The 4,338-nt window shown below is 64.8% G+C and carries 5 protein-coding genes; 1 reads left to right on the top strand and 4 read right to left on the bottom strand.

The window, feature by feature from the left end; all coding sequences use genetic code 11:
* Nucleotides 1–261: 261 nt before the first annotated feature.
* The gene (locus I6F38_RS42970) at nucleotides 262–1,218 is read right to left on the bottom strand and encodes a hydrogen peroxide-inducible genes activator (protein WP_076825224.1); all 957 of its coding nucleotides are present in this window, start codon (nucleotides 1,216–1,218) and stop codon (nucleotides 262–264) included.
* A gap of 118 nt (nucleotides 1,219–1,336) precedes the next feature.
* Between I6F38_RS42970 and katG the strand changes: the two genes are divergently transcribed.
* A complete protein-coding gene (gene katG / locus I6F38_RS42965) occupies nucleotides 1,337–3,502 on the top strand; it encodes a catalase/peroxidase HPI (protein WP_225164656.1) in 2,166 nt (721 codons plus the stop codon).
* 100 nt (nucleotides 3,503–3,602) lie between these two features.
* Here the strand turns inward: katG and I6F38_RS42960 are convergent, their stop codons facing one another.
* From I6F38_RS42960 to I6F38_RS42950, 3 genes are all read right to left on the bottom strand, one after another.
* Nucleotides 3,603–3,803 (bottom strand): hypothetical protein, encoded by a 201-nt coding sequence (locus tag I6F38_RS42960; protein ID WP_225164655.1) that lies wholly within the window; start codon nucleotides 3,801–3,803, stop codon nucleotides 3,603–3,605.
* Nucleotides 3,800–4,096, bottom strand: a complete 297-nt coding sequence (locus tag I6F38_RS42955; protein WP_225164654.1) for a hypothetical protein — start codon at nucleotides 4,094–4,096, stop codon at nucleotides 3,800–3,802. The genes I6F38_RS42960 and I6F38_RS42955 overlap by 4 nt, the downstream gene beginning before the upstream one ends.
* The coding region (locus tag I6F38_RS42950; protein WP_225164653.1) for an integrase core domain-containing protein at nucleotides 4,093–4,338 on the bottom strand (246 nt) is incomplete at its 5' end. The genes I6F38_RS42955 and I6F38_RS42950, both read right to left, overlap by 4 nt.

The raw sequence follows: 4,338 nt of genomic DNA, 5'->3' as shown, positions 1-4,338 counted from the left end.
CCATCGGCAGGATGCGCCGCTTTATTCCCCGCAAGACGGATCTCGTAACCCTCTCGACCGCCAGATTCCGCCAGTTCATCGCCGCCTACAACAACACCCCGCGCAAATGCCTTGACTACCGCACGCCTGCCGAGTCCTTTGCTCAAGTGTTGCACTTCGAATGTGAATCCACCTCCTGGCTTTCGCCAGGACGACGGTTGTGGGGGTGGCGAGACGTGTGCGTCAAACGAGAACTACATCTTCGCCGCAGCGTCTCGGCAATCACGCCACCTTCCTTCGCCCCGCACGTTTCGCCGGCTCCTTGGCGCCGTCCTGCTTCGGCGCACGCAGGGCGCGGGCGGCGAGGCTGACGACCTCGGAGATCTGCTGGAGCTGCGCGGCGAGCGGAGAGGTCTTGCGCCAGACCATGCCGATGGTGCGCGAGGGCTGCGGGTGCTTGAAGCGCGAGACCGTGACCGGCGCCGAGCGCGTCTCCACCGTCACCGCCATCTCGGGGATCAGGGTGACGCCGATGCCGGCGCCGACCATCTGCACCAGCGTCGACAGCGAGCTCGCGTCCAGTACCTCGCGCGGCGGCGAGGATTGCATGTTGCAGAACGACAGCGCCTGGTCGCGGAAGCAGTGGCCCTCCTCGAGCAGCAACAGCCGCATCTCGCGCAGCATCTCGGCGCTCGGCACCGGCGTCTTGGCATCCTCGCCCGGCCGCACCAGCAGGAAGTTTTCCGAGAACAGCGCGACCTCGGTCAGCGACGGTTCCGATACCGGCAGCGCCACGATCGCGGTGTCGAGCCGGCCCTCGGCGACCTCCTTGATCAGCTTCGGCGTCAGCGTCTCGCGGACATGGATGTCGAGCTCGGGATGCAGCCGCGCCAGGTTCTCGATCACCTTCGGCAGCAGGTATGGCGCGACGGTCGGGATCATGCCGACCCGCAGCCGCCCGGCAAGCTTGTCGCGCGAGGCGCGCGCGAAGTCGCCGAGTTCGTCGACCGAACGCAGGATGTCGCGCACGCGGCGCAGCAGGTCCTCGCCGAAGGTCGTCAGCGTCACCTGCCGCGCATTGCGTTCGATCAGCACGCCGCCGACCGCCTGTTCCATTTCGCGGATCTGCATCGACAGCGCCGGCTGCGACACCGCGCAGGCATCCGCGGCGCGCCCGAAATGGCGGTGGTGGGCCAGAGCATCAAAATATCTGAGTTGCCGGAGTGTGACATTTATCATCAGATAATCTTATCGACGCGATCACTAAAGTCAATTTCCTCTGATGGATTGGGTTGCGTAGAATCGTTCTTGGAAGAGCTCCAGCGCATTCCAGAATCCATCACCTCGGAGAAGAAACATGGACGCAAAAACCGACGAAGGCGCGGGCAAATGCCCATTCACAGGCGGGCCTCGCGGGCACTCGAATCGTGACTGGTGGCCGGAGACGCTCGACGTTCAGGTGCTGCATCGCAACTCGAGCCTGTCCGATCCGATGGGCAAGGGCTTCGACTACGCCAAGGAATTCAAGAGCCTCGATCTCAACGCCGTGATCAAGGACCTCACGGCCCTGATGACGACGTCGCAGGAATGGTGGCCGGCCGACTTCGGCCATTACGGCGGCCTGATGATCCGCATGGCCTGGCACTCGGCGGGCACCTATCGCATCACCGACGGCCGCGGCGGCGCCGGCGCCGGCCAGCAGCGTTTCGCCCCGCTGAACAGCTGGCCCGACAACGCCAACCTCGACAAAGCGCGCCGGCTGCTGTGGCCGATCAAGCAGAAATACGGCCGCAAGATCTCGTGGGCCGATCTGATGGTCCTCGCCGGCAACGTCGCGCTGGAATCGATGGGCTTCAAGACGTTCGGTTTTGCGGGTGGCCGCGCCGACGTGTGGGAGCCGGAAGAGCTGTACTGGGGTCCGGAAGGCACCTGGCTCGGCGACGAGCGCTACAGCGGCGAGCGCCAGCTCTCCGAGCCGCTCGGCGCGGTGCAGATGGGCCTGATCTACGTCAACCCGGAAGGCCCGAACGGCAATCCGGACCCGGTCGCCGCCGCGAAGGACATCCGCGAGACGTTCTTCCGCATGGCGATGAACGACGAGGAGACCGTTGCGCTGATCGCCGGTGGCCACACCTTCGGCAAGACCCACGGTGCAGGCGATCCGTCGTTGATCGGTCCGGAGCCGGAAGGTGGCGCGATCGAGGAACAGGGTCTCGGCTGGAAGAGCAAGTTCGGCACCGGCGTCGGCGCTGACGCGATCACCGGCGGTCCCGAGGTCACCTGGACCCAGACCCCGACCAAGTGGAGCAACCACTTCTTCGAGAACCTGTTCAAGTACGAATGGGAGCTGACGAAGAGCCCGGCGGGTGCGAAGCAGTGGAAGGCAAAGGGCGCGGACGCCGTCATTCCGGACGCGTTCGATCCGTCGAAGAAGCATGTCCCGACGATGCTGACCACCGACCTGTCGCTGCGCTTCGATCCGGCCTATGAGAAGATCTCGCGCCGGTTCTATGAGCATCCGGATCAGTTCGCGGACGCCTTCGCCCGCGCCTGGTTCAAGCTCACGCACCGCGACATGGGTCCGATCCAGCGCTACCTCGGCCCGCTGGTGCCGAAGGAGACGCTGATCTGGCAGGATCCGGTACCGGCGCTCGATCACGCCGTGATCGACGACAAGGATATCGAGGCGCTCAAGGCGAAGATCCTCGCCTCGGGCCTGTCGGTGTCCGAACTGGTGTCGACCGCCTGGGCTTCGGCTTCGACGTTCCGCGGCTCCGACAAGCGCGGCGGTGCCAACGGCGCGCGCATCCGGCTTGCGCCGCAGAAGGACTGGGACGTCAACGAGCCGGCCCAGCTCAAGACTGTGCTGTCCAAGCTCGAGGCCATCCAGAAGGAGTTCGGCAAGAAGGTCTCGCTGGCCGACCTGATCGTGCTCGGCGGCGCGGCTGCGATCGAGAAGGCGGCCAAGGACGGCGGCACCAATGTGAAGGTCCCCTTCACGCCGGGCCGCACCGATGCGACGCAGGACCAGACCGACGTCGAATCGTTCGCTCCGCTCGAGCCGCGGGCTGACGGCTTCCGCAACTACATCGGCGGCAAGCATCAGTTCCTGCAGCCCGAGGAAGCGCTGGTCGACCGTGCACAGCTCCTGCGGCTGACCGGACCGGAATTGACGGTCCTCGTCGGCGGCCTGCGTGTGCTCGGCGCCAATGCCAAGAAGTCGAAGCACGGTGTCTTCACCGGCAAGCCGGGGACGCTCACCAACGACTTCTTCCTCAACCTGCTCGACATGGGCACGGTGTGGAGCGATGCCGGCGAGGGCGTCTATGAGGGCCGCGACCGCAAGACCAAGGCGGTGAAGTGGACCGGCACCCGCGTCGACCTGATCTTCGGCTCGCACTCGCAGCTGCGGGCGTTCGCCGAGGTCTACGGCCAGTCCGACTCCAAGGAGCAGTTCGTGAAGGACTTCGTCGCGGCCTGGGCCAAGGTGATGAACGCCGACCGCTTCGACCTCGTGAAGTAAGCGGCGAGCAAACGGCAATCAGGGCAGGGCGGCGCTTCGGCGCCGCCCTGTTTCATTTGGGGGACGACGAGGAAGGTTTTTCGCGGTTTGCCGATCCCGTTCAATCATGCAGCTTCATGTCGCGGATCATCTCCGCGAACTCCGCCTGCGTCGGGGTCGCCAGTGGGACTTGCGGGGCGCTGCTCGTCGCGGTGGATACGTCGCATTGCGAGGCACCGCGCCGCGGCTCGAAGATTGCAGTCAGGCTCGCCCAGCAGACGAGGAGGGCTACGATCCAGTCCAGTACATTGGATGCCGTCATTGCAGCACCAGCATCAGCATTTCCATGCCCTGATGCTGCAGCCGACTCGGGCTTCGCGCAATTCGGAAGCTACGAAACGTAACTTCGGCGTTGCCGAGAACCGCATCGGAACTGTGCTCCCTCTCCCGCTTGCGGGTAGGCAATCGCATATGGCCGTTTGAGGCGATCGGAGTTCCCACAAACTCGTCATGCCCGGGCCTGTCCCGGGCATCCACGTCTTCGTTTCCACGCGAAGAAAAGACGTGGATGGCCGGGACAAGCCCGGCCATGACGGCGCGGAAGAATCGGTTCATTCCATATGCGATTGCCCTGCCCTTGTGTTCAGTCCCGTGAGTTTAGCAACGGCCTGGATCGGGGCCTGGTAGCCGAGGCATTTGAGGCGAGTCCGGTTGTAGTCGTGGACGAACTTGGCGATGAAGGCGTCGCGATCGGCATGGTCGATGAAGGTCCGCCGGGCGCTGCCGCGCTTTTGTTCGCGGCCAATGGCTTCGGCGATACGCCGGTTGAAGCGTTCGACGAGGCCGTTGGTCTGCGG

This window comes from Bradyrhizobium sp. BRP56, assembly GCF_020194035.1.
GTDB lineage: Bacteria > Pseudomonadota > Alphaproteobacteria > Rhizobiales > Xanthobacteraceae > Bradyrhizobium > Bradyrhizobium australafricanum.
This window is presented reverse-complemented; position numbering and strand designations above follow the sequence as displayed.

Coding starts and splice junctions, on each gene's coding strand:
- I6F38_RS42970 (WP_076825224.1), bottom strand. CDS start 1,218: ATGATAAATGTCACACTCCGGCAACTCAGATATTTTGATGCTCTGGCC.
- katG (WP_225164656.1), top strand. CDS start 1,337: ATGGACGCAAAAACCGACGAAGGCGCGGGCAAATGCCCATTCACAGGC.
- I6F38_RS42960 (WP_225164655.1), bottom strand. CDS start 3,803: ATGACGGCATCCAATGTACTGGACTGGATCGTAGCCCTCCTCGTCTGC.
- I6F38_RS42955 (WP_225164654.1), bottom strand. CDS start 4,096: ATGAACCGATTCTTCCGCGCCGTCATGGCCGGGCTTGTCCCGGCCATC.